This is a genomic window from Lachnospira intestinalis, from assembly GCF_040095895.1.
GTDB classification, from domain to species: Bacteria; Bacillota; Clostridia; order Lachnospirales; family Lachnospiraceae; genus Lachnospira; species Lachnospira intestinalis.
In genome coordinates, this window is sequence record NZ_JBBMFS010000012.1 from 47,042 (window position 1) to 72,156 (window position 25,115).

Annotated in this window: 21 protein-coding genes; all 21 read left to right on the forward strand. The window is 41.5% G+C overall.

What is annotated here, in order from left to right; translation table 11 throughout:
- Positions 1 to 12: 12 nt before the first annotated feature.
- The 21 genes from WMO37_RS12465 to WMO37_RS12565 all read left to right on the forward strand — a co-directional run bounded on the left by WMO37_RS12465 (position 13) and on the right by WMO37_RS12565 (position 24,863).
- Positions 13 to 1,230, forward strand: coding sequence for a hypothetical protein (locus tag WMO37_RS12465; protein WP_349155162.1), 1,218 nt, complete (start codon positions 13 to 15; stop codon positions 1,228 to 1,230).
- Positions 1,231 to 1,260: 30 nt separating this feature from the next.
- Positions 1,261 to 1,980 (forward strand): hypothetical protein, encoded by a 720-nt coding sequence (locus WMO37_RS12470; protein WP_349155163.1) that lies wholly within the window; start codon positions 1,261 to 1,263, stop codon positions 1,978 to 1,980.
- A 26-nt stretch (positions 1,981 to 2,006) separates the two neighbouring features.
- Positions 2,007 to 3,173 carry a hypothetical protein gene (locus WMO37_RS12475; RefSeq protein WP_349155164.1) on the forward strand — a complete coding sequence of 389 codons (1,167 nt, stop codon included), beginning with the start codon at positions 2,007 to 2,009 and terminating at the stop codon, positions 3,171 to 3,173.
- Positions 3,174 to 3,207: 34 nt separating this feature from the next.
- Complete coding sequence (locus WMO37_RS12480; RefSeq protein WP_349155165.1) at positions 3,208 to 4,410, forward strand: hypothetical protein; 1,203 nt, start codon at positions 3,208 to 3,210, stop codon at positions 4,408 to 4,410.
- A 25-nt stretch (positions 4,411 to 4,435) separates the two neighbouring features.
- Positions 4,436 to 6,751, forward strand: a complete 2,316-nt coding sequence (locus tag WMO37_RS12485; protein ID WP_349155166.1) for a hypothetical protein — start codon at positions 4,436 to 4,438, stop codon at positions 6,749 to 6,751.
- A gap of 16 nt (positions 6,752 to 6,767) precedes the next feature.
- Positions 6,768 to 7,655, forward strand: a complete 888-nt coding sequence (locus tag WMO37_RS12490) for an ABC transporter ATP-binding protein (protein WP_349155167.1) — start codon at positions 6,768 to 6,770, stop codon at positions 7,653 to 7,655.
- Between the two features lie 151 nt (positions 7,656 to 7,806).
- Positions 7,807 to 8,532, forward strand: a complete 726-nt coding sequence (locus tag WMO37_RS12495) for a LytR/AlgR family response regulator transcription factor (protein WP_349155175.1) — start codon at positions 7,807 to 7,809, stop codon at positions 8,530 to 8,532.
- 14 nt (positions 8,533 to 8,546) lie between these two features.
- Positions 8,547 to 9,836 (forward strand): sensor histidine kinase, encoded by a 1,290-nt coding sequence (locus WMO37_RS12500; protein WP_349155168.1) that lies wholly within the window; start codon positions 8,547 to 8,549, stop codon positions 9,834 to 9,836.
- A gap of 123 nt (positions 9,837 to 9,959) precedes the next feature.
- On the forward strand, positions 9,960 to 10,547 hold the full coding sequence (locus WMO37_RS12505; protein WP_227090365.1) for an accessory gene regulator B family protein: 588 nt from the start codon (positions 9,960 to 9,962) through the stop codon (positions 10,545 to 10,547).
- Entirely contained in the window at positions 10,522 to 10,653 is a 132-nt protein-coding gene (locus tag WMO37_RS12510) for a cyclic lactone autoinducer peptide (protein WP_227090366.1), read from the forward strand. The genes WMO37_RS12505 and WMO37_RS12510 overlap by 26 nt, the downstream gene beginning before the upstream one ends.
- 189 nt (positions 10,654 to 10,842) lie before the next feature.
- The gene (locus tag WMO37_RS12515) at positions 10,843 to 13,791 is read left to right on the forward strand and encodes an EAL domain-containing protein (RefSeq protein WP_349155169.1); all 2,949 of its coding nucleotides are present in this window, start codon (positions 10,843 to 10,845) and stop codon (positions 13,789 to 13,791) included.
- Positions 13,792 to 14,096: 305 nt separating this feature from the next.
- Complete coding sequence (queD, locus tag WMO37_RS12520; protein WP_022431202.1) at positions 14,097 to 14,516, forward strand: 6-carboxytetrahydropterin synthase QueD; 420 nt, start codon at positions 14,097 to 14,099, stop codon at positions 14,514 to 14,516.
- A 3-nt stretch (positions 14,517 to 14,519) separates the two neighbouring features.
- Positions 14,520 to 15,230 carry a putative 7-carboxy-7-deazaguanine synthase QueE gene (gene queE, locus WMO37_RS12525; RefSeq protein ID WP_349155170.1) on the forward strand — a complete coding sequence of 237 codons (711 nt, stop codon included), beginning with the start codon at positions 14,520 to 14,522 and terminating at the stop codon, positions 15,228 to 15,230.
- Between the two features lie 96 nt (positions 15,231 to 15,326).
- Positions 15,327 to 15,911 (forward strand): GTP cyclohydrolase I FolE, encoded by a 585-nt coding sequence (folE, locus tag WMO37_RS12530; protein ID WP_022431204.1) that lies wholly within the window; start codon positions 15,327 to 15,329, stop codon positions 15,909 to 15,911.
- Complete coding sequence (queC, locus tag WMO37_RS12535; protein WP_022431205.1) at positions 15,877 to 16,560, forward strand: 7-cyano-7-deazaguanine synthase QueC; 684 nt, start codon at positions 15,877 to 15,879, stop codon at positions 16,558 to 16,560. The genes folE and queC overlap by 35 nt, the downstream gene beginning before the upstream one ends.
- Positions 16,561 to 16,585: 25 nt before the next feature.
- The gene (gene queF, locus WMO37_RS12540; RefSeq protein WP_022431206.1) at positions 16,586 to 17,083 is read left to right on the forward strand and encodes a preQ(1) synthase; all 498 of its coding nucleotides are present in this window, start codon (positions 16,586 to 16,588) and stop codon (positions 17,081 to 17,083) included.
- 177 nt (positions 17,084 to 17,260) lie between these two features.
- Complete coding sequence (pdxS, locus tag WMO37_RS12545; RefSeq protein WP_349155171.1) at positions 17,261 to 18,148, forward strand: pyridoxal 5'-phosphate synthase lyase subunit PdxS; 888 nt, start codon at positions 17,261 to 17,263, stop codon at positions 18,146 to 18,148.
- A gap of 146 nt (positions 18,149 to 18,294) precedes the next feature.
- Complete coding sequence (pdxT, locus tag WMO37_RS12550) at positions 18,295 to 18,855, forward strand: pyridoxal 5'-phosphate synthase glutaminase subunit PdxT (protein WP_349155172.1); 561 nt, start codon at positions 18,295 to 18,297, stop codon at positions 18,853 to 18,855.
- Positions 18,856 to 18,990: 135 nt separating this feature from the next.
- Positions 18,991 to 21,627: a pyruvate, phosphate dikinase gene (gene ppdK, locus WMO37_RS12555; protein ID WP_349155173.1), complete on the forward strand. Its 2,637-nt coding sequence runs from the start codon at positions 18,991 to 18,993 to the stop codon at positions 21,625 to 21,627.
- Positions 21,628 to 22,110: 483 nt separating this feature from the next.
- The gene (cobI, locus tag WMO37_RS12560; protein WP_227090372.1) at positions 22,111 to 23,622 is read left to right on the forward strand and encodes a precorrin-2 C(20)-methyltransferase; all 1,512 of its coding nucleotides are present in this window, start codon (positions 22,111 to 22,113) and stop codon (positions 23,620 to 23,622) included.
- A 164-nt stretch (positions 23,623 to 23,786) separates the two neighbouring features.
- Complete coding sequence (locus WMO37_RS12565; protein ID WP_349155174.1) at positions 23,787 to 24,863, forward strand: HD-GYP domain-containing protein; 1,077 nt, start codon at positions 23,787 to 23,789, stop codon at positions 24,861 to 24,863.
- The last annotated feature ends 252 nt before the right edge of the window (positions 24,864 to 25,115 follow it).

Below are 25,115 nucleotides of genomic sequence, written 5' to 3' on the forward strand. Positions count from 1 at the left end.
AGGGGTGGGTATATGAGAAAAAAATTAATAGGTCTAGTGTTCACAGTATGTCTTATGTGCAGTGCGTGTACTGCAAAAAATCAAAGTGAACAGCCGCAAAGCAGTGATTTAAATCAGGCAAAGCAGCTTGAAATTCAGACCGTGCAGGAAACAGAAAATGATTCGCAGAGCTATTGGGGAACGGTGGCACATAATTTTGCAAAAGGCGAAGGTGGTTACTATTATATGGACAATGGTGACAGTTACTTGATGTTTTTTGATGAAGAAACACAGGAAAGCTATCCGTTATGTGCCTTGCCGAATTGTCAGCATAATACGACAGACTGCAATGCGTATGTTGGAACACAAAAAGGTACCGGATATTTGATGCAGACGGTTTATTATTATAAAGATTCATTATATTTATTAAACAGTGAAGGATTTTTGGTACGTTTTTCACCCGATGGCGCACAGCGGGAAAAGATAGTACAAGTATACCAGTATGGGCAGGGAGATACAGGAACAAATCTTGTATTTCATAATGATTATGTTTATGTATACAATATGAATCAACATTTGGGAATGGAAGAAGAATATGCAGAAACGATTACCAGATACTCCTTAGACGGAAAAGAACAGGCGGTCGTTGCACAGTATACGGGAGCAAGCTGTGCCATTATGCAGGCAAAATGTTATGGAAATCAGTTGTTTTTTATTATATCGGATGTACAGAAACAAAACGTAAATGATAAGGTGGTATTAAATCAGGCATATAAGGGACTGTATGTATACCGGACGGATACAATGGAAGCGGGCAGAGTGCTGGAACAGGAAGTTACGGGGTATTGCATAGATGAAAATACAAACAAGCTTTTTTATTTTGTAAAAGAGAAGGGATTGTATAGTTATGATATTAATACTAAAGAACAGAAGCTGCTTATAGAGGCAGATGAAAAGAATCAAATGCCGGAAATTTCATTTGACGGACAATACATTTATATGGATAACAGTGCGTGGGCATCAATTTCAAAAAGAATGGGAAAAGAAGTTGAAAAACAGTGTTTTGTAATTGATACAAACGGTAATATGATTCAGCAAATTTCAGGGGAAAAGACACAGCGGATTTATTTTGGTGACGGCAATTATTTATTTGCGCAGACGGTCATTCAAAAAATAAGCGGGGGAAATTCAGAATACAGTTATATTAATAAATCATTGCCGGGTGAGTGGGAATGGAAGGCAATGGAGTAAGAACTGTGCCGTTATATTGGAGGTGGAATTATGAAAAAAATATATATCATTGGAATAGTGCTGGCATTGGTATTTTCTATAACAGGGTGTGGGATACGGGAAACGAAAAATGCAGATAAGCAGGAGAGTACAGTATCGACAGAAACAAAAAGACAGGAACCGCTGAGAATAGAAAAAACACATAAAGACGGGATAACTTACATACAGGAACAATATTTACAATATCAGATAAAATATCTGGCAATGGATAAAAAAGTCATATCCGAAGAAAAAGTAAAAGAATTTATGTTAAAAGGCTATAAAGCTTCTTATGACAAAAAAGTAACTGATGAAAATGAAATTACAACAGAGTATTTAATTTGCGGCAATAATATTCAAATACCTGAAATTATTGAAAAAAAAACCACTCAGAAGGTTGTGTATACACTGTATAACTTTGCTGGCGGATTATCAAAAAATGAATTTTCATTTTCAACAGATGAGTTAGAAGCGATGTATCAACCGTCTGTTGAAATTGAAGGAGAATCAGAGCAGACTGTTTATTTATTTTTTTGTATAGCCGTACAAAGTAACGGAGAAATAGAAAAATATTATAACGATTATAAAAAAGATTTGGAAAGTGCAGTGATTCAGGCAGATATAACGGAAGTTGACGGAACAGAGCATACACAATATTTTGGCATACGTCAAAAATATGAAACCTCTGATACACCGGCATATTTAGAGTTATATTTATTAGAAATGGAGTAGCGGCATAGTGAAAGCGGGTGACTACCATGAAAAAAAGATATATCATACTCACAGTTACAATTTTATTATTTACAAGCATATTTGCCACTGGATGTACCCAAAAGCAGACTTCGGTTACACTGAATCCTTCAACTGAAGATGACCAGCCGTATTGGAATATCTTTGGGCGGTATATTACAAAATGTGAAAATGGATATTACTGTATAGAACAAATTGAGGCGGGGACAAACAGAATATGCTATCTTGATAATGAAACTAAAAACACAATTCCGTTATGTTCAAAGGCAGAATGCAGTCATACAGATGAAAATTGCAATGCGTATTTAAGCAAAAAATATAATGCACAGCAAATTTATTATTATAATGGCATGGTTTATGTGATTTACAATGATGATACTGACGGCTTATCCTATCTTGAGCAGGTTGCACCGGACGGTTCATATAGAAAAAGGCTGTTTGAAATCGGAGCTGTTTCTCCGGCATATTGTCTGACCTTTCATGATGAAAATGTGTACATTTATCAAAGACAGGGAAGTGTTTCGGGATATGAGGAATCCACAGCCGTACTTAGAAGACGTTCGTTAGACGGAAAAGAAGATGAACATGCCTATGAGTACACAGGTTATGGTGCGGTGATTCATGCCGCCAAAAGCTATGGGGGAAAATTATTCTTTTTAGTGGAAGATGAGGGACGTGAAAGTACAGAACAGCATGCAGAGCGTACTTACACGCGTAAAGGCATTTTTGCATATGATTATGCAACAAAGAAAACAGAAAATATATCGTCCGGGGACATAACGGATTACACAGTAGATGAAGTTTCACAAACGCTTTATTATTATGTATTTAATGACGGTTTATATAAACGTAAATTGTCGGACAGCAAGGCGGAAAGAATCTACAAAATGGTCGAAAATGAAACAAATATCTGCCAGCTTTCCTTTGACGGAAAATATTTATATATGAGTAATGAACAATATTCTGTTTACTTTTTCAAGCGTACAGATACTTATTTATATGTTATGGATACAGACGGAAATGAATTGAACAAGATTCCTACAGAAGGTATGTATTTTACCTGTTTTGGCGATGAGCAGAATGTTTTTGGCGCAGATTCATGGGGCGGAGGACAAAAATATTATATTGAAAAAGCAGATATCCTGACAGCAAAAGAATGGATACCGGTTAATTAAAATTAATTTAGAACGTGAAAGCGGGTGATTACCAATGAAGAAAAAAATGATGATAACGTGTACAGTTGTCCTTGTTACTGCGGCGGTAATTTTAGGGTTTGTCCTGAAAAATCAGGTACGTGAAAATCCTGATAAGAATACAGTAAACGTGGCCATCGGGCAGTGGGGCACAACACAAAATGAATCGCAGAACTATTGGAATCCCGACAACCATGCAGTTGCAAAGGGCATGGGCGGCTATTATTTTATTCAGACAACAGATGGAATTTCAAAAATAGCATTTTTTGATGAAACAACACAGGAAGCGGTTGCAGTCTGTGCAAAACCGGAATGTACGCATAGTGATAATACCTGTAATGCGTATCTTTGTGATATGAAGCAGACCGGTTCGGCATTGTATCTGACCGATACGATATACTGCTATAACGGTTATCTGTATCTGATTCAATGTGAAGGCGGAATGGGAAAACTTGTGCGCATCCATACAGACGGAAGTGCAAGAGAAACCATTGCCGATTTATTTGCCAATACAGGCGTATCAAGCATATCACTTGTCTTTCATGAAAATGATGTCTACGCATATGATGATACCGGACATGCAGGTCAGGAGGAAGAAGCAGAAGAAGTTATTAAAAAAATTTCGCTGACAGACGGAACGGAACAGACCGTTTTTTCCTATACGGGAACAGGAGCTTCTATTGACCGCGGCAGAAGCTTTGGCGATAAACTATATTTTGTTATCCGGGAATATACAAAGAATAAGGAAACCAAGGCTGTGTCATCTGATTATAAAGGCTTGTTTGAATATGATTTTGCCACCGGAGATACCAGAAAGGTTATAGATGCCGATGTCTGTGACTATCATGCGGATACAGAAAATCAGACGCTGTTTTATTTTGTGCAGGGAACGGGGCTTTATGCCTATGACATGACACAGGGCAGTAATACTCTTATTTATCCGGCGGAAGATGAACTGATACAGTGCAAAATGTCTTATGACGGAAAAAATCTGTATCTTTTTAACAACGGCGCAGGCAGAGCCACAGAAACAAAAACACGCACCCAAAGATATTGTTATGTGCTGGATACCAAAGGGAATCAGATTGCCAAAATTCTTTGCAACGGTGTCGTTTATTTTGGCGACACAGACTATTTGTTTGAAGAAAACGGAGATAATCTGGAATATATGAAAAAAGAAAATTTGTCAGATAAATCCGAGTGGATTCAGGTAAATTAAAAATTGTCATATGCAGGAGAAAAATATGGGAGAAGTAAAAAGGGTTTTTCATAAAAAAATGTGGATATTGATTGCGGTGGCAGTGCTAGGCAATTTGTGTCTGTTTTTGTACAGCGAGCTGGCAGGCAGAAGCCTTACGGAAATGTTTTTTGCGGCGGGACAGTATCAGAAGCTGGTTGAGCGTTATGAAAATATGAGTCTGGAACAGGCGCAGGAACGGCTGGGAACGGAATTCAGTAATATCCGTAAATATGCAAAAATTTTAAAGCAGGAGAACAGTCAGGAAGAAACGAAAAATACTGCTCAAAATGAAATGCAGAACAGCCAGACGGCAGAAAATGCGGCACAGAAGCAGACATCGGAAGAACTTTTATCGGAAGTCGATGAAGGCAGTCGTGAAATGATTGCGTATCATCAGAGCCTGACAGCGCAACAGCAGACCCAGTTGGAATTACAGTTAAAGCAGCTGCGCAGTAAGCTCGAATATCTGAACGGATATGAGACTTCCATTGATACAGTCATGGCAAACGCAGAAAATATGAAACGATTCCGTATTTTCTCCAAGCAGAATACATTTTCCTACAGCAACATTTTAAGGACGGCACAGGACTTTGAAAGAGTACAGAATGTCGAACTGAAGTTAGACAACGATAAGGGCGCAGATGCATTTGTTCACTACAACCTGATGTATTACATTGCGGCAGCGCTTATGGTGGCGGTGATTTATTCCCTTTTTGATGAACGTGAAAACGGAATGTGGCAGATTGTACATAACACCCCAAACGGAAGAACTGTACTTGCCCTCAAAAGACTGCTGTTGTTAGCGGGCGGTTCCTTTGCGATTCTCTTTCTTTTGTACGGCACGACATTTCTTACAGCGATGCTGTTATACGGCGGAGTAAAGGATTTGACCAATCCGGTACAGACCTTTGTGGATTTTGGGAAATTTACATATACACTCAGTAAAGGCGCATATATTTTACGGCTGTTTTTCCTGTCATGGTTTATTTTAGCGGCATTCAGTATCATTTTATGGGCGCTGTTTATGGCATTCCGCAACCGCAACCATACGCTGATTTGCACAGCTGCATTTGTCGGCATAGAGATTCTCGTCTATCAGAAAATCGAAGTGCAGAGCGTGTATAATGTTTTTCATTATATTAATGTTGTCAGCTTTTTAAAAATCAGTGATTTGTACAGCACGTATATCAACTGGGGTTTTCAAAATTATGTATTTTCGGTCTTTTCCGTGGCGTTGTTTTTCTTAACGGTGTGTGGTCTGTTTTGCGGAATTTTTGCGGTAATGCGCTATGCCGCCATGCGGCCGAATACAAAAGTGTCATTGTTATCCCGCATGTTTACGGCGGTTCACGGACAGTACCAGCGTGTATTTGCAAAATATCCGGTAGTATTAAAAGAACTGCACAAGCTGGTGATAACAGGCAAAGCCCTGTGGGCGGTGGCAGCACTGATAATCATAGCGGCATATTTCAGTACAACCGGACAGATGACATTTACCGATGCACAGAAAGAGTATGACAAAATGTATTTAGAGCATGGCGGAAAAGAGTACGGTTATATTGAAGATTATGTGCAGGAACGGCTCGAAGCATACCGGCAGGCGCAGGAAGCATTGGAAGAAGCGGCGGCGGCATATGAGGACGGTGAAATTGAATTAAAAGAGTATACGGCGGCAGTCAGTGCCTTGCAGTATCAAAGACAGGTTGTAAATACGATTCAGGAGTACCAAAGTAAACTCTCTTACGCAGAGCAGATACGGGAAACAACCGGACAGGAAATATGGCTGGTTTCCGACAGAGGATATGAAGAAATTTTCGGAAAATACAGCAGACAGCGTGAGTTTATTTTAATCCTTGCACTGGTAACGGCAATTATGATTATTGTGTCTGAAAGTATTGCCATGGAGTACAGAACCGGCATGTATCAGATTGTACACAGTGCGCCAAACGGCAGAGCGGCGGTGATGCGCTGGAAGATTACCGCCTGTGTTGTATTGACCATAGGGCTGACGGCGGCGGTTTACGGCATTGATATCTGGAATCTGCACCACATTTACGGAATGCCGTATCTGGCAGCACCGGCGTTAAGCCTTACATTTCTGGAAAATGCGTGGGGCGGGCTTGCAGGTCATGTGAGTATTTCAGGGTGGCTTATGATATTACTGCTTGTAAGATTGGTTGTAGCATTGTTTACAATGACAGCTGCCATGCTGGTATCTAGAGCGATTGGAAAAAAGGGAAACAGAGCCTTGATGCCGGCAGTACTGGCAGGCGTTATTTTGCTGGTGTGGATACTGCATCAGGTGACACAGCTTGTATAAAGGAAAGGTGAAAAATATGGAATTACAGTTAGAGGGCTTATCTAAAACATACGGTACGGTACAGGCATTACGGAAAGTAACTTACACTTTTAAGCCGGGAATTTACGGGATACTGGGGGCAAACGGCGCCGGAAAAAGTACGATGATTAACCTGATAACAGATAATGTCAGCCGCGATAACGGCAGTGACGGCGGCAGGATTTTATATGACGGAGAAGATATTTTAAAGCTGGGGAAAAGGTTTCGTGCCATTGTCGGTTATATGCCACAGCAGCAGGGATTTTATGAGGATTTTTCACCCAAAGCATTTTTAAAATATATGGCAGAGGTCAAAGGTTTAAAAGGGAAAAATGCAGAGGGCAAAACGGTCAATCAGCAGATTGACGAACTGCTTGAGGTTGTCAATTTAACCGGAGTTGCCCATAAAAAAATCGGCGGTTTTTCCGGCGGCATGAAACAGCGTGTGCTGCTGGCACAGGCACTGCTCGGCAATCCGAAAATACTCATTCTGGATGAGCCGACCGCGGGACTTGACCCAAAGGAGCGTATCGGAATCCGTAACTACATTGCCGAACTGTCAAAGGATAAAATCATTTTATTTGCAACCCACGTAGTCAGTGATATTGAGTGCATTGCAGACCACGTCCTTTTAATAAAGAAGGGACAGATTGTAGCAACGGGGACTCCGGTGGAACTGATTGAGAAAATGCAGGGAAAGGTCGCTGAGATTACCTGCACGCTGGATGATGTCGGTGCATTGCAGGCAGAGTATAAAGTCGGAAATATCCGTCAGCGGAAAAACGGACTGGCACTGCGGCTTGTCGGGGATACGCTGCCTAAAGAAGCCGTGCCGGTAGAAGATAATATTGATTTAGAAGATGTATATTTATATTATTTTGAGTAGGGAGACTTTTTGTGCCGTTTTGTGATGAAATCAACTAAAAATGAAGATTCATGCCCGTGTTGGAATGAGTATTGCCCAACTGCCGTAATTCATATATAATAGATATATAAATCGGGGGAATGGTTTAAAACACAAAACGGAGGAAAGAGTGATGTTTACGATTGCAGTCTGTGATGATGATATGCAGGAACGTATGCAGGAAGTCCAAATTGTCAAAAATATATTTTCCCAAAAAGAACTGGAAGCCGGGATTGAGGAATTTCAGACCGGACAGCATTTTTTAGACGTGCTGCACCGGGTTCCTTACGATATTGTTCTGCTTGATATCCAAATGGGCGAGGTTTCAGGTTTTACGCTTGCAGAGGAATTATATAAAATAACAGGAGGGGAAAATATTATTTTTGTCAGCAGTATGGAAAATCTGGTGTTTGAATCCATTCATTTCAGACCGTTTCGTTTTGTCAGAAAATCACATCTGGAGGAAGAACTTACAGAGGCGGTAGAAAGCTGGATACAGCAGAATACAAAAACGGAATGTCTGGAGTTTGATGAAACCGGAGGGGTTACGACGATTTTACCACAGCAGGAAATCATCTACATCGAAGTACAAAGCCATCATTTGTATGTCCACACACAGAAAGAAGTATTAAAGGTCCGCGGAAAAATTTCGGATTTCGCATATCTGGCTGAAACCGGAGATTTTTTATGTCCACATTATTCCTACTTATGTAATATGAGATACATATACGAGATACAGCGCGATAAAATTGTTATGAGTAATAACGAAGTTATCCGAATCAGCAGAGGAAAATTTGAAATGTGTAAGGCACGCTACCTGCGGTATATCAGAAAAATGGGAAACAGTATGTACAGATAGAAAAGAGGGAAAAAGTGTTAAATATAATAGTAGAGCAGATTACAAGCCTGGGTGACGGCGTGCTTATGATAGGTTCGCTGGCATACATACTGGGGGTCCGTAAAGGGAAAAGCAAATATCTGGTGTTATTTATGCTGCTACAGTACTTGTGTGCGCAATACCTGATTCAGCTGCCGGTACAGCAGTTTATATTGGGAATTGCAGTCAATATTGGAATGTGTTATGTATGTTTAAAAGAAAGCTGGCGGTCATGGTGCTTGTGGAGCATCATTATTATGATACTGTATATTGTGTCAAGCAGTGTCTGTTTTCCGGTGATTTCACTGGTAACCGGAGAACCGATGTCGGTACTGATTACAGGAAATATTTTCACAAGAATCTGCTCTATCTTAATTGCAAGACTGTTGCTGGTGATATTGATATGGGCAGCGATGATACAGAGAAAAAACAGAGTGTATTTAAAATGGCAGGAGTGGCTGTTAATTTTACTGATTCTGATTGCGGCGGCATTTATCCTGATTAGTCTGTTAGAAATAAACTTAAATACCGGCATATACGGAAAAGAGCAGGGACATATTCTCGGAATTTTCACCTTACAGCTGGTGATTCTGGGGTGCTGTACATTTCTGGCACTGCATATCAGTAAGATGAATCAGCGTATGAACGAGGGCAAAATCGTAGCAATCCAGCTGGACAAACAGAAAGCAATGATTGAAAAAGCTTATCAGATGCAGAGGGAAACAAGGATTTTAAGCCATGATTTAAAACATTATGCAATGGCATGGACAAAGCTTCTCGAAGAAGGAAATGTGGAACAGGCAAAAAAGCAGATGGCAGGTTTTACGGGTGCAGTCAGCAGTATCGGAGTAAATGTTTACTACATTGTGGATAACGAAATGCTTAACGCGGTGATGTATGAAAAAGCGCAGCTGTGCCGGAAAAAGGACATTTTTGTGCGCTGGCAGATTACAACCAGCTATCCGAAAGAACGTGAAATGGATATGGCGATTGTATTTTCAAACCTAATGGACAATGCAATCCGGGCGGAGGAAAATCTGCCGGAGGTAAAAAGATTTATTGGCGTAGACTGTTTTGAAGTCAATAATATCCGTCATTTTATTGTAAGTAATTATATAGAAGAATCCGTGTTGGACAGAAATCCGCAGTTACATACCACGAAAGAAGATGCTGAAAATCACGGACTTGGCATATTAAGCGTGAAAAAAATTGTGAATCAATATGGAGGACTGATTGATATATCAGAAGAAAACAGCCGGTTTATGGTGCATATTGCTTGTGTATAATATATTTTATTACACGGAAAATCTGCAAAGTACGTCATATATCTGCAAAGTAGGACAAACCTATTGAAAATTTTTCAGAAAAAAGATATGATTCGGGCAGAAACAGATAAGGAGTAAAAGCGAATGACACATCGGCTGGCGGGAATTCTTTCGGACTATTTATCCCGGGAACAGATGATTGAAAAAGATGAAGCTGACATTTATCAATATGGGCTGGAGATTTTTATGGACGGTGTTCTGGAAACACTGCTCTTAGTAGTTTTAGGCATATTGTGGGGCAGATTCTGGCAAAGCATTTGTTTTATTGTGTCATTTACAGTGCTTAGAAGTTTCACAGGAGGATACCATGCAGCCACAAAGGTAAGATGTGCAGGTGCTACGGTCGGATTGTACATATTGAATCTGACAGCAGCGGGGGAACTGAACAGTCATTTTACAGCAGTGCTTCTGCTGGCGGCTGTCGGTACGGGAATCATCTGGTGGCTCGCTCCGGTGCCGCATGCCAATAAACCGTTAGACGGGGAACAGGTCGTAATGAATCGAAAAAAATCGCGGTTTATCAGCATGTGCTATCTGTTGGGGGTATTCGTTTCAAAAAGTGTCTTGGCAGAAGTAGGGGACATCGTGGCAATGACGCTTTTTGAAACTGCAATATTAATTTTAATTCAAAAGGGGGTAAGAAAGTATGAAGAAAGTTTTAAAAGCTGTTAAGGCAGTTGGTTTAAAGACTGCAAAAAGTTCAGTAAATTCAGCTTCTTTCTTTTATATGCATCAGGTTAAAGAACCTGTAAGCGTAAAAGAACGTTTAAAGAAGTAAAAAATACAAAAGAATAACCGGATAAAGCCGCCCATGCAGGAAGACAGGTCTGCATGGGTGGCTTTTGTTATAAATATACAAAATGAATGGTAGTTTTTCATAAAATAGAGGTGCTTTAGGATTGAAATTTTATTCTATTTGCACTACAATAAAAATTAGAGTTGTTGTGAGGATAGGAGGGTAGCTTTTATGGAGGGTGCACAGTTAAGTGACTTTTATTACAACCGTACCTTTATGTCGAATGTCAGAAGTAAAATGGAGATGGGACTTTCTGGCGCATATAGTATGGTCGCAATCGATATTGAGCATTTCAGGCTTTTTAATAAGCTTTATGGCAGAGAAACCGGAGACGAACTTATTCTTTATATTCAGAACTGTTTAAAAGAGATTGCAGGAGAGCATGACGGTGTGGAAGGTTATCTGGGGGCAGATAATTTTGGAATATTTATACCGGATTCTCATGAGATTATTAAACAGATTCAGGAACAGATTATAAAAGGTATTCATAAATGGAACAATACGGTCGGCTTTTATCCGGTTATCGGTATATATTCCATTAATACAGATACAGATTCGCCGGAGATTATGTATGACCGGGCGACATTGGCTCTGTCTAATGCTTTTGAAGGACAGCCTGATCATATCTGCCATTATACACAGGAGATGGAGTCACGGCTGGAAAAAGAAGTGGAACTTTTATCCGAGATACAGGAGGCCTTAAAAAATAATGAATTTACCTTTTTTGCACAGCCGCAGTGTAATATTGCAACACATCAGATTGTGGGTGCAGAAGCACTCGTGCGCTGGGTGAAACCGGATGGGACGATGGTATCTCCGGGGGCATTCATTCCGGTATTGGAAAAGAACGGAATGATAGACCGGTTGGACCGCTATGTATGGGACAAGGTATGTGCGTGGATAAGAAGCTGGATAGACAGGGGATTCCAGCCGGTTCCGATTTCTATTAATGTATCAAGGGTAGACATTTTTTCAATGGATGTACCGGCATATATTTTCTCGTTATTGGAAAAATATCAGCTCTCCGAGCATTATGTAAAAGTGGAGATTACGGAAAGTGCATATACAGAGAGTGATGAGCGGATTACCAGTACGGTTAACATTTTGCGCGGAAAAGGCTTTAAGGTTATGATGGATGACTTTGGATGCGGCTATTCGTCTTTGAACATGTTAAAAAATATTCCTGTTGATGTGTTAAAGCTGGATATGCGTTTTCTGGATATCAGTGAAACAGAAGAAGAAAAAGGCATGAACATCTTAGAGTCTGTTGTTAATATGGCAAGACTGCTTCGGCTGCCTATTATCGTGGAAGGTGTTGAAACAGAGAAACAGGAACAGTTTGTACAGAGCCTAGGATGCCGTTATATTCAGGGATTTTATTTTTATAAACCGCTGCCGGTCAAGCAGTTTGAAGAACTGCTAAGCGACGAACGCCAGCTTGATTTTCATGATTTATTTTATAAGCAGGTAGAGCCGCTTCATATTCGTGAATTTATGGATACGAATTTCATTACGGATAGTATGTTAAATAATGTCTTAGGACCGGTTGCATTTTATGAAATGAGGGATCATCAGATTGAAATTACCAGGGTCAATGAACAGTATTTTCAGTTGATGGGTACATCATCAGGGCAGGCGAACAGTTACGGAAAGCGTTTTTGGAATCATGTGCATGCAGATGACAGGGTTCTTTTGCATACAATCTTTGAGAAGGCATTTTCGAATCAGATGTCCGGAGCAGATGGATATATTCATTTTATGCAGATGGACGGCACGGTCATTCTTGTATACATGAGAGTCTTTTTCCTGCGGGAGAAGGACGGCTGCCGCCAGTATTACGGTTCGCTGATGAATGTAACCGAAGTGCAGGCAGATAAAAAGCAGGCAGAAGTGCAGACACAGATTACGGATAGGGCATTTAATGAAGATTATGAAAGTCTTGAAGCACACTTTGGAAAAATGCCGACAGGATTTTGTATTGACCGTCTGATTTTAGATGAAAATAATAAACCGGTGGATTATGAAATCTTATATGCCAATGAAACAATGCGGCAGGTCTGCACCGGAGATTTAGAACAGCTAAAGGCACTTTCATATCAGAGTTTCGGTGATAAGGTAGAGGAAGCATATACGTATATGTATAATGCGGCATATAAAGGTGAAAAGAAAACATTTTACCTTTACAGCCACATTTCCAACCGGTATATGCAGTTTACATATTATCAGTACCGGGAAGGTTACATCGGTGTGATTATACAGGATATTACGAATACATATATTGCATCGAATGCTCTAAAGAGTATGATGCTTTCCTATCGTGAAGTTTATTTTGTACAGTTAAAGGACAATTATTATCATATGATTTACCCGGATGAAAATTCATTACAGGAGCGTGGTAATTACGAGGAATCCATTAACCGTCATTTTTATATGGGGAAGATTGTATCAACCGATGAAAAGAATATCCGTAAGTTTCTCTCGCTGACAAATCTCAATAAAGGACTTGCAAAGCAGGATACGCTGGAAATGTCCTATAAACGGTTAGATGAAAAAAACAATAAGGAATGGTGCCTGACAACGGTAGCGGTGTGCGAACGGGACAGTGACGGTACACCAAAGGATGCAGTCATTGTAATCCGCAGTATTGATACGCTGATGCAGGGAAGGAAGGATAAACGTGCGGTATATCTGTCAGAAACACTGGCAAATATGTCAGAAGGCTTTTTTATCTATCGCGCAGTGGGCGAAGAAAAACTGCTCTATGCCAATCCGGGTGCAATCCGTCTGTTTGGCTGTGAAACGATAGAGGAGTTCCGGGAGCAGGTGCATAATTCATTCCGCGGTATGGTACATCCGCAGGATCTGGCACGCGTGGAATGGGAAATTCACGATCAGATAAAGCAGTCCGACCGCAGTATGGATTATATTAAATACCGTATTGTAAGAAAGGACGGCACGGTGCGCTGGCTTGATGACTGCGGACATTTAGAGCATCAGACCATTGAAGCGGGCGGTGGACTTTTTTATGTGTTTATATCGGATATTACTGATACAATTACCGAAGCTCAGAAAAATATGCTGCTTGCAAAAAATAAATATTACAATAGTGAAAAACAGTAAAACAAAAAATCCGGGAACCGGTTGACATTTTAAAAAGGATTTGTTATCCTATTTCTCAGCAATAATAGACAGTTCGTTTGTACCATCCTGTCTCTAAACAAAACCAGGACTATACAATATTTAAAGGAAAATTCTGCCACAACGGCAGAACGGGATAAATTTGCATAGTATGTTTAGAACATGGATTTGGGTTGAATCCATGTTCTTTTTGTACGCATTGCGGCGCACGTTTCTGTAGGACAGCAGCAGGCAGTCAGCAGGAAGAGTTATATGACAGAATGGAAAACGTACGGAAATGAGGAAAAATGTATATTTTAAAGACGGAACACAGCTTTGATGCGGCACATTTTTTATATGGATATGACGGAAAATGCAGCAATATTCATGGACACCGCTGGCGTGTTGTGCTGGAAGTCTGTACGGAGGATTTACAGGAAGACGGACAAAACCGCGGCATGTATGTGGACTTTGGCGATTTAAAGCGGGATTTAAGGGAATGTGTGGATGCACTTGACCACTGCCTGATTATTGAAACCGGCAGTTTAAAGGAAGCGACACTTGCAGCGCTTGAAAGCGAGCAGTTTAAGATTTTGCAGTTTCCGTTTCGTCCGACGGCGGAAAATATGGCAAAATATTTTCATGAAAAAATGCAGCAGGCAGGATACCGTGTAAAACGCGTAACCGTATATGAAACACCGAATAATGCGGCGTGCTATGAGGAATAAAGTATGAACATGAATAATCAAATAAAGTACCCGGTGGTGGAACAGTTTGTGAGTATCAACGGAGAAGGAACAAAAGCCGGGGAACTGGCAGTTTTTATCCGTTTTAAGGGGTGCAACTTAAATTGCAGTTATTGTGATACACAATGGGCAAACAGACAGGATACCCCGGCGGTCGAAAAGACGGCGGCAGAACTGGTGGCAGACGTGTGCCGCACAGGAATAGACAATGTGACAATGACAGGCGGAGAACCGTTGCTGCAGATAGAACTTGCGGGTCTGATAAAAGAACTGTTGTCTGCGGGAAAAGCTGTTGAGATTGAAACCAACGGAAGTGTCAGTCTGGAAAATGTGCGTGCACAGGTAAAACATTTAACACAAGAACGGCAATCTATGGAGCGGCTTTCAATGACCATGGATTATAAGCTGGCAGGCAGTAGAATGGAAACATTTATGCGCCTGCAGAATTTTTCCGAATTACAGCCGCAGGATACCGTCAAATTTGTGGCGGGCAGCATTGAAGATTTGGAAAAGACACGGCAGATAATACAGGAATATGGATTGACACAGAAATGTCATGTATACATCAGCCCGGTATTTGGTGCGATTGAACCCGCAGACATTGTGGAATACATGAAAGCACATCAGATGAACGGCGTGCGTATGCAGTTACAAATGCACAAATTTATCTGGGCACCGGATGAAAGAGGCGTTTAGTGTGAAAAATAACGCTGATGCGCTTATTTTTCACACAGCTATTTGTTTCGCAACGAAAGCAAATAGACTTTATCGCAGAACTGAATGGAGAGAAAAATGAAAGAGATTGATACAGAAGCGGTGGCTTATCATATCCGTGGGCTGTTAGAAGCACTCGGAGATGACCCGGACAGGGAAGGGCTAAAGGAAACACCGCAACGGGTTGCCAGAATGTACGAAGAAGTATTTGAGGGCATGAAATATACCAATGAAGAGATTGCACAGATGTTTGACAAGACATTTTCGGAAGACGAAGAAGGCGGGGCGGACCGTTACGGTGATATGGTAGTTGTCAAAGATATTGATATTTTTAGTTACTGCGAACATCATTTGGCATTAATGTATGATATGAAAGTTACGGTGGCTTATGTACCCAACGGTAAAGTCATCGGACTTAGTAAAATTGCAAGAATCGCGGATATGGTGGCAAAGCGGTTACAGCTTCAGGAACGCATCGGCACGGATATTGCGGATATTATTACGCAGGTGACCGGATCGGAAGACGTAGCTGTTTATATAGAAGGCTGCCACAGCTGCATGACGGCACGCGGAATCCGAAAGACGAATACAAAAACATATACACAGACACTAAGAGGGAGATTTCAAAATGAAAGCAATGGTTTTATGCAGTGGTGGCGTTGACAGTACCACTTGTTTAGGAATGGCAGTTGATAAGTATGGTGCGGAAAATGTGATTGCACTGTCCATTTACTATGGACAGAAGCACACCAAAGAAATCGAGTGTGCGAAAAAAGTAACACAGCATTATCAAGTGGAGCATTTATCACTGGATTTGGAAAAAATATTCCAGTACAGCGATTGTTCCCTGCTTTCACATTCCGATAAAGAGATTCCGCAGGAAAGCTATGCCAGCCAGATAGAAAAGACAAACGGTACACCGGTATCGACATACGTGCCGTTCCGCAATGGACTGTTTTTATCCAGTGCGGCAAGCATTGCACTGTCAAAGGGCTGTGAAGTCATTTACTATGGTGCACACAGCGATGACGCGGCGGGAAGCGCATACCCGGACTGTAGTGATGCGTTCAACCGGGCGATAAATGACGCTATTTATATAGGAAGCGGAAAGCAGTTAAAGGTGGAAGCACCGTTTATTGCACGCACTAAAGCAGAGGTCGTAAAAATCGGACTCGACCTTCATGTGCCGTATGAATATACATGGAGCTGCTATGAGGGAAATGAAAAACCGTGTGGAGTCTGCGGAACGTGCATTGATCGTGCCAAAGCATTTGCGGCAAATGGTGTCAAAGACCCGGCATTATCATTTTAAAAATATAAATAAGGAAGGAAAAACAATGGCAGGAAGAAGTAAAGAAGAAACGCAGGGTGTAACACTGCTTGGCAATCAGGGAACAAAGTATCCCGACAATTATGCGCCGGAGGTTTTGGAAACATTTGTAAACAAACACCCGGATAACGACTATTTTGTAAAATTTAACTGCCCGGAATTTACAAGCCTCTGCCCGATTACAGGTCAGCCGGACTTTGCAGCAATTACAATTTCGTATGTGCCGGATGTAAAAATGGTAGAGAGTAAATCATTAAAGCTGTATCTGTTCAGCTTCCGCAATCACGGAGATTTTCATGAAGACTGTGTCAACATCATCATGAAAGATTTAATCCGCCTGATGGAGCCGAAGTACATAGAAGTATGGGGAAAATTCACCCCGCGCGGCGGCATTTCCATTGACCCGTACTGCAATTACGGAAAGCCGGGGACACGCTGGGAGCAGGTTGCATGGGAGCGGTTAAGCAGTCATGACTTATACCCTGAAAAGGTAGACAACCGCTAAACTGGCTATAAGAGTTTTAACAACTGACCATATATAAATTTAAAACTGAATATAAACAGATTTGAAACTGGACATTATAAAAATATTATTTTTGAATATTTTATTATGCCCAGTTTTTGTTATACTCCATTTAAATGTTGATTCAAAATTAATAAAAAGGAAATGGAGAAAAAAACGATGGCAAACGAAAATGCAAAAAACAGATACGAATTAAATAAAGAACTGGCACAGATGTTAAAGGGCGGCGTTATTATGGACGTTACCACACCGGAACAGGCAAGAATCGCACAGGAAGCAGGCGCATGTGCGGTCATGGCACTGGAAAGAATCCCAGCGGATATCCGTGCGGCAGGCGGTGTTGCAAGAATGAGTGACCCGAAGATGATTAAAGGAATTCAGGAAGCAGTAACTATTCCTGTTATGGCAAAATGCAGAATCGGACATTTTGCGGAAGCACAGATTCTGGAAGCAATCGAAATCGACTATATTGATGAAAGTGAAGTATTATCTCCGGCAGATGATGTTTACCACATTGACAAACACAAGTTTTCCGTACCGTTTGTATGCGGCGCAAAGGATTTAGGGGAAGCGTTAAGAAGAATTAACGAAGGTGCTTCCATGATTCGTACAAAGGGTGAACCGGGAACAGGTGACGTTGTGCAGGCAGTCCGTCATATGAGAAAAATGAACAGTGAAATGGCAAGACTTGTTTCCATGCGTGAAGATGAATTGTTTCAGGCGGCAAAGGAATTACAGGTACCGTATGATTTAGTATTATATGTTCATGAGAACGGAAAGCTTCCGGTTGTAAACTTTGCAGCAGGCGGCGTTGCAACACCGGCAGACGCGGCACTGATGATGCAGCTTGGCGCAGAAGGTGTATTCGTGGGTTCCGGTATTTTTAAATCAGGAAATCCGGAAAAACGTGCGGCAGCAATCGTAAAGGCAGTTGCCAACTTCACAGATGCAAAGCTGATTGCAGAGTTATCTGAAGACTTAGGCGAAGCAATGGTTGGTATCAATGAACAGGAAATTGAACTTTTAATGGCTGAAAGAGGCAAATAGTGTGAAAAATAACGCTGATGCGCCATTTTTCACACAGTTGTTTGTTTCTGAGCGAAAGCAAACAACATTGATGGCAGATGAGAAATCGCCTGCGCGAATTTCTCATCGCCGCTTCGCGACAAAGTCGCTCAGAAATGAGGAGTAGTATGAAAATCGGAATTCTTGCAGTACAGGGGGCATTTGCAGAACATGAGCAGATGCTGGAACAATTAGGTGCAGAATATATAGAATTAAGAAAAGGTGAGGACGTCCGTCAGTCTTATGACGGACTGATTCTTCCGGGCGGAGAAAGTACCGTACAGGGAAAACTGATGCGGGAACTGGATATGTTTGATACCATACAGAGCCAGATAAAAAACGGTATGCCGGTGCTTGCAACGTGTGCCGGGGCGATTCTTTTAGCACAGCAGTTAAGCAATGATGCGGCAACACATCTTGCCACGCTTCCGGCGGTTGTGCGCCGCAACGCTTACGGAAGACAGCTCGGCAGTTTTTCCGTTGACGAACAGATTGAAGGAATCGGTACGTTTCCGATGCGCTTTATCCGCGCACCGTATATTGAAAAAGTATTGGACGATACAAAGGTACTTGCAAAAGTGGACGGTAATATCGTAATGGTGGAAAATAAAAACCAGCTTGCAATGTCATTCCACCCGGAACTGACATCAGATACGCGGATTCATGAAATGTTTTTGAAAAAAATTTAGCAAAAGAATGTCAAAAAATTAACAAAAAGTCTAGGCATATTTTTCTTTTTTTGGTATAATCATATAAAAGAGTAGTGGGGTAAAACCCCCGGCATCATATGGATTAACTGTTAGAAAAGTATGGAGGGCAAAGGTATGAGGAAATGGGTTTACAAATTTCATGAAGGCAATGCAGATATGCGGGAGCTTCTCGGTGGAAAGGGTGCGAATCTTGCAGAGATGACCAATCTCGGTATGCCGATTCCACAGGGGTTTACCATAACGACGGAAGCATGCACGGATTATTATGCAAATGAGGAGCAAATCCGCGGAGAAATCCAGACACAGATTTTTGAAGCGGTGGGCTGGCTGGAGCAGGTAAACGGAAAGAAGTTCGGGGACAATGCCAATCCGTTGTTAGTATCTGTCCGTTCCGGAGCAAGGGCATCCATGCCGGGCATGATGGATACCATTTTAAATCTGGGACTGAATGATGAAGCAGTGGAAGGATTTGCAGAAAAGACCGGCAATCCGCGTTTTGCATATGATTCGTACAGAAGATTTATCCAGATGTTTTCCGATGTTGTCATGGAAGTGCCGAAGTCTTACTTTGAAAAGATTATTGACGAGGTCAAGACAGACAAAAAAATCAAGTATGATACGGAACTGACGGCAGAGGATTTAAAAGAACTGATTGCGCGGTTTAAACAGGTTTACCGTGAAGCAATGGATGGAAAAGAATTTCCACAGAATCCACAGGAGCAGTTAATGGAAGCCGTTAAAGCGGTATTTCGTTCATGGAATACGCCGCGTGCCATTACTTACCGCAGAATGAATGACATTCCGGGGGACTGGGGAACGGCAGTCAATGTCCAGACCATGGTATTCGGCAATAAAGGTGCAACTTCGGGAACGGGTGTTGCATTTACAAGAAATCCGTCAACCGGTGCAAAGGGAATTTATGGGGAGTATTTAATTAATGCACAAGGCGAAGATGTGGTTGCCGGCGTGCGCACACCACAGCCGATTACGCAGCTTGAACAGGATATGCCGGAGTGCTACCGTGAATTTATTGATCTGGCGATGAAGTTAGAAGACCATTACCGCGATATGCAGGATATGGAATTTACCATTGAAGAAGGAAAGCTGTATTTCTTACAGACCCGCAACGGCAAGCGGACGGCACAGGCTGCAATCCGGATTGCATGTGATTTGGTAGATGAAGGAAAAATCACACCACAGGAAGCCGTGCTTAGAATTGATGCAAAATCACTCGACCAGGTACTGCACCCAACGTTTGATACGGAAGCTTTAAAGGCAGGGGAAGTGATTGGAGAAGCACTTCCGGCTTCACCGGGTGCGGCGGCAGGTAAAATTGTATTTACGGCGGAAGATGCCAAACGGCTTGTGAAAGAGAATAAAAAAGAACGTGTCATTCTGGTACGTCTGGAAACATCACCGGAAGATATTGAAGGAATGCACGCAGCACAGGGAATCCTTACCGTGCGCGGCGGAATGACATCTCATGCGGCAGTCGTGGCAAGAGGCATGGGAACGTGTTGTGTATCCGGCTGTGGTGCGATTGCGATTGATGAAGAGGCAAAAGAATTTACACTGGGTGGATATACATTCCATGAAGGAGATTTTATTTCACTGGACGGTACAACCGGAAAGATATATAAAGGGGACATTCAGACGGTAGAAGCAACCGTGAGCGGAAATTTCGGACGGATTATGGAGTGGGCAGATGAGTTTAGGACACTGGGTGTACGAACCAATGCGGATACACCGGCAGATACGAAAAAAGCCGTGGAACTGGGAGCTGAAGGAATCGGACTGTGCCGGACAGAGCATATGTTTTTTGAGCAGGACAGAATTCCGAAAATCCGTAAAATGATTCTGTCAAAGACCGTAGAGGGCAGAGTTGCGGCATTGGATGAACTGCTTGTATTCCAGAAAGCGGATTTTAAGGCAATGTATGAAGCACTGGAAGGCAGACCGATGACCGTGCGTTATTTAGACCCGCCGCTGCATGAATTTTTACCGACAGAGGAAGAAGACATCAAGGCACTGGCAGAAGATATGCACATGACTGTTGAGGAGATTAAAGAAACGTGCGCCGCACTGCACGAATTTAATCCGATGATGGGACACCGAGGCTGTCGTCTGGCGGTAACATATCCTGAAATTGCACGTATGCAGACCAGAGCGGTTATGGAAGCGGCGATTGAGGTGCATGTCGAAAAAGGATACGACATTGTGCCGGAGATTATGATTCCGCTGGTCGGAGAACGAAAAGAATTAAAATTTGTAAAAGATGTTGTTGTCGAAACAGCAGAGCAGGTCAAAGCAGAAAAACAGTCCGATATTCACTATAAAATCGGAACCATGATTGAAATTCCGCGTGCGGCACTGCTTGCAGATGAGATTGCACAGGAAGCAGAATTTTTCTCATTTGGCACAAATGACCTGACGCAGATGACATTTGGTTTTTCAAGAGATGATGCGGGCAAGTTTTTGGATTCTTATTATAAGAGCAAGATTTACGAATCAGACCCGTTTGCACGCTTAGACCAGAATGGTGTAGGCCAGCTGGTTGCAATGGCAGTGCAGAAGGGCAGAAACACCCGGCCGGATTTAAAATGCGGTATCTGTGGCGAGCATGGCGGCGACCCATCCAGCATTGCATTCTGTCATAAGGCAGGCTTAAATTACGTCAGCTGTTCACCGTTCCGTGTGCCGATAGCAAGAATCGCGGCGGCGCAGGCGGCGCTTTCTGATACGGAAAAGTAAAAGTATAAAAAATAAACGAAAAGACTGTTTTAAGGATAAAAGATACAATATCTTTAAAACAGTCTTTTTTGCGGCTTAAAATCTTCATATAAAAGTGACACATCAAAAGCCATGCCCCACCCAAAGCAGAAAGAGATTGCGGTGTGCTAAAAAAACATATAATATAATGGTATAAAAAATCAGGCGAAAATGGAGAGAAATGCGAAAATCCATAAATTAAAGATTTTCGCATAACATTTTGTGCCGCAGGCGTCACAAAATTGTGTTTATCGCAGAACTGAACCGGTTCAGTTCGTGGTTTCTCCGGCATTAAAATGTCTGCGGAAATGAGGAGAGTATGAAAAATAATGCTGATGCGATTATTTTTCATACGGAGATTTGTTTCTGAACGAAAACAAATCTCCCTGATGGCAGATGAGAAATCGCCTTCGCGAATTTCTCATCGCCATTTCGCGATAAAATCGTTCAAGAAATGAGGAGAGTATGAAAAAGGCAATTTTAATTGTGAGTTTTGGGACGACTTACCCGGAAACACGTCAGAAAAATATAGCGGCAATTACCAGACAGGTGCGGGCATTGTATCCTGATGTTTTGGTAGCAGAGGCTGTATCCAGTACAATTGTACGAAATGTAATGAAAAAGCGTGAACATATGGATGCAAAGAGCCCTGAAGAAGGACTGATAAAACTCAAAGAGCAGGGGGCAACCCATGTAGCGGTATTCCCGACCCATGTTATTGACGGAATTGAAAATCACCGCATGAAGCAGGCAGTTGAAGAATACCGTTTGGCATTTGAACAGATAACCGTGGCAGATGCACTTTTGACAGAGCCGGAGGATTATACAAATGTAGCAAAAGCATTGTGGGAATCTTTAAAAGAAGAAACAGGAGATGCGCCACTGATTTTAATGGGACATGGCACGGAACACGCGGCAGACAGCAGTTACGCCGTTATGGAGCAGGCATTGCGGGCATATGCACAACATCCGGTGTATATTGCAACCGTTGAAGGAAAGCGGACAATTGCAGATGTCATTGCACAGATGAAATTCGAGGGGATTGTAAATACTAAAGTTATTGTGGCACCGTTTATGCTGGTAGCGGGTGACCATGCCAATAATGACATGGCAGGAGAAGAAGATTCTTTTTCAAGCCTGTTAAGGGAAGAAGGTTATGCGCCGGAATGTATTTTACGTGGAATTGCAGAATATCCGGCAATCCGGGAAGTTTATTTATCACATTTACAAAAAACTACAGGTACGCTGTTTGCGGATATTACGGCACAGAATCGTCCGGGAATCCTTTATGGAATCGGTGTAGGGAGCGGTAATCCCAAGCAGATGACGTTACAGGCATTGGAAATCATCCGTTCCTGTGATTTGATTGTGCTTCCGGCGGTGTCCAAAGAGGAGTGTTATGCGTACCGTATTGTAGGACAGGTCTGCCCGGAAATTTCGGATATGCCGCTGTTGTGTATGCCGTTTCCGATGATAAAAGATGAGAAGAAACTGGAACTTGCCCATACACGTATTTATGAAACGATAGAGGATTATCTGCGGCGCGGTCAGATTGTTGGAATGCTTACAATCGGTGACCCCGGTATTTATTCAACCTACCTGTATATGCACAAGCGTGCAAAAGAAAACGGCTGGCAGGCAGAAATCATAAACGGGGTGCCGTCATTTTGTGCGGTTGCTGCAAAATTAGGTATTTCACTCGGAGAAAAAAAGGAAGAAATTCATATTATTCCGGCGGCGTATGAAGTGGAAGATACATTTTCCTATAGCGGAACGTGCGTTTATATGAAATCAGGCAAACGGCTGGCAGAACTGTTAGATGCCCTGCGGTCATGGCAGGATAAGACAGGGAAAATATATGAAGTATGGGGTGTTTCCAATTGCGGTATGGCGCAGGAACAGGTATATTATGGATTAGATGAACTGGAAAAAGCAAAAGGGTATCTGACAACAGTCATTGCAAAACAAAAGAAATAAAAATGCGGCAGACGGGATTCAGGAACAGTATCTGTATATATCCAATATAGAACAGATAGAGCAGACAATCGGCTTATTTTGTAAGTATAAAGAACCATTGTAATTTACGTTTATAGAAGATATTATAATAAGTATAGAATACAAGAGAATACGGGGGTACCAATATGGCAAAAATCAGAATAGCAGTGAATCATCTGTGTAATGATATGATTATCGGGGAAGACGTTTATAATAAATCCGGTGTTGTATTAGTAGCGCAGGGCTCGATAGTAACAGATGAGGTCATCAGCCTGTTGTCACGTCATTTAATTGATAGTGTTGCAATTGAATATCAGGCAGCAGCAGATGAACCACAGCAGGCAGAAAATGCGCAGCCATTAGTAGATGAAAAACAGTATCAGGAATTTCAGGAGCATTTCAGTGTTGCGGAAAATATGCTTTCTGATAATTTGAAAAAAATCGTTGAAAACAGTGAAGATATAGATGTTCCGGCATTGATGAATGTAACAAATGAAATTCTTGAAAAGTCGCGGAATGAAACGAATTTATGTAATATGCTGTTAATGATGAAAAAAGATACCGAATCATTATATGCACATTCCATTAATGTATCCATATTATGCCAGATTCTGGCAAAATGGTCCGGATGTACACCGAAGGAAATTGAAAATGTAGCAATAGCGGGTCTTTTGCACGATGTTGGTATTTTAAAATTCCCGGAAGAAATGCGTAAAGATTTTACGTTCCGCAAAGAAATGGAAGGCGGAGTATACAATAAGCATGTATTATACAGTTATAACATTGTTAAAAATCAAAATATCGATACTGAAATAAAGAAAGCAATCCTTGGACATCATGAGCGTTTAGATAAAAGTGGCTTCCCGCTGCGTATTTCAGAACATGGTATCGGCAAGCTGGCACGAATTCTTGCAATTGCAGATATATTTGATACATACACCATGAAAGAAAATGATATTCAGCCGATGCCCGTTTTTTCTGTAATAAAGAAAATGGAAGAAATGCATTTGCACAACATTCTTGATACACAGTTTAACATGACATTTATTGCGCATATTGCACATACAATGGTACAACACAGAGTTTTATTAAATGATGGAAGAACCGGGCAGGTTGTCATGATTAACAGATTGAATGTATCCCGTCCGCTTGTACAGGTAGGTACAACATTTGTTGATTTATCAAAAGAGCATTCATTATATATACAGGAATTATTGGATTAGTAAATAAAACACCCGTTACCGATTCAAGGCATTATGAAAAGAATCGACAACGGGTGCTTTTTATATAAAGTGTATTCACGTAAAGCCGCATAGATACTGGATTTGTGGAATTTAATCCTAAAATGCTGAAAAAAGTCAAAAAAACTTTAAAAAGTTGTTGACAACCTGACCCAATGGTGCTATTATAATCAAGTCGCCGCGAGCGAGGGCAACAAAAACAGCCCACAGCGGTAACGAAATAAAACAAATCAA

Bases quoted from the DNA above. Each gene is read 5' to 3' on its own strand.
- queE (WP_349155170.1), top strand. From the start codon at position 14,520: ATGAACATGAATAATCAAATAAAGTACCCGGTGGTGGAACAGTTTGTG.
- WMO37_RS12465 (WP_349155162.1), top strand. From the start codon at position 13: ATGAGAAAAAAATTAATAGGTCTAGTGTTCACAGTATGTCTTATGTGC.
- queC (WP_022431205.1), top strand. From the start codon at position 15,877: ATGAAAGCAATGGTTTTATGCAGTGGTGGCGTTGACAGTACCACTTGT.
- queD (WP_022431202.1), top strand. From the start codon at position 14,097: ATGTATATTTTAAAGACGGAACACAGCTTTGATGCGGCACATTTTTTA.
- WMO37_RS12470 (WP_349155163.1), top strand. From the start codon at position 1,261: ATGAAAAAAATATATATCATTGGAATAGTGCTGGCATTGGTATTTTCT.
- WMO37_RS12510 (WP_227090366.1), top strand. From the start codon at position 10,522: ATGAAGAAAGTTTTAAAAGCTGTTAAGGCAGTTGGTTTAAAGACTGCA.
- WMO37_RS12490 (WP_349155167.1), top strand. From the start codon at position 6,768: ATGGAATTACAGTTAGAGGGCTTATCTAAAACATACGGTACGGTACAG.
- pdxT (WP_349155172.1), top strand. From the start codon at position 18,295: ATGAAAATCGGAATTCTTGCAGTACAGGGGGCATTTGCAGAACATGAG.
- cobI (WP_227090372.1), top strand. From the start codon at position 22,111: ATGAAAAAGGCAATTTTAATTGTGAGTTTTGGGACGACTTACCCGGAA.
- queF (WP_022431206.1), top strand. From the start codon at position 16,586: ATGGCAGGAAGAAGTAAAGAAGAAACGCAGGGTGTAACACTGCTTGGC.
- WMO37_RS12505 (WP_227090365.1), top strand. From the start codon at position 9,960: ATGACACATCGGCTGGCGGGAATTCTTTCGGACTATTTATCCCGGGAA.
- WMO37_RS12565 (WP_349155174.1), top strand. From the start codon at position 23,787: ATGGCAAAAATCAGAATAGCAGTGAATCATCTGTGTAATGATATGATT.
- WMO37_RS12480 (WP_349155165.1), top strand. From the start codon at position 3,208: ATGAAGAAAAAAATGATGATAACGTGTACAGTTGTCCTTGTTACTGCG.
- WMO37_RS12475 (WP_349155164.1), top strand. From the start codon at position 2,007: ATGAAAAAAAGATATATCATACTCACAGTTACAATTTTATTATTTACA.
- WMO37_RS12495 (WP_349155175.1), top strand. From the start codon at position 7,807: ATGTTTACGATTGCAGTCTGTGATGATGATATGCAGGAACGTATGCAG.
- pdxS (WP_349155171.1), top strand. From the start codon at position 17,261: ATGGCAAACGAAAATGCAAAAAACAGATACGAATTAAATAAAGAACTG.
- WMO37_RS12515 (WP_349155169.1), top strand. From the start codon at position 10,843: ATGGAGGGTGCACAGTTAAGTGACTTTTATTACAACCGTACCTTTATG.
- ppdK (WP_349155173.1), top strand. From the start codon at position 18,991: ATGAGGAAATGGGTTTACAAATTTCATGAAGGCAATGCAGATATGCGG.
- WMO37_RS12485 (WP_349155166.1), top strand. From the start codon at position 4,436: ATGGGAGAAGTAAAAAGGGTTTTTCATAAAAAAATGTGGATATTGATT.
- folE (WP_022431204.1), top strand. From the start codon at position 15,327: ATGAAAGAGATTGATACAGAAGCGGTGGCTTATCATATCCGTGGGCTG.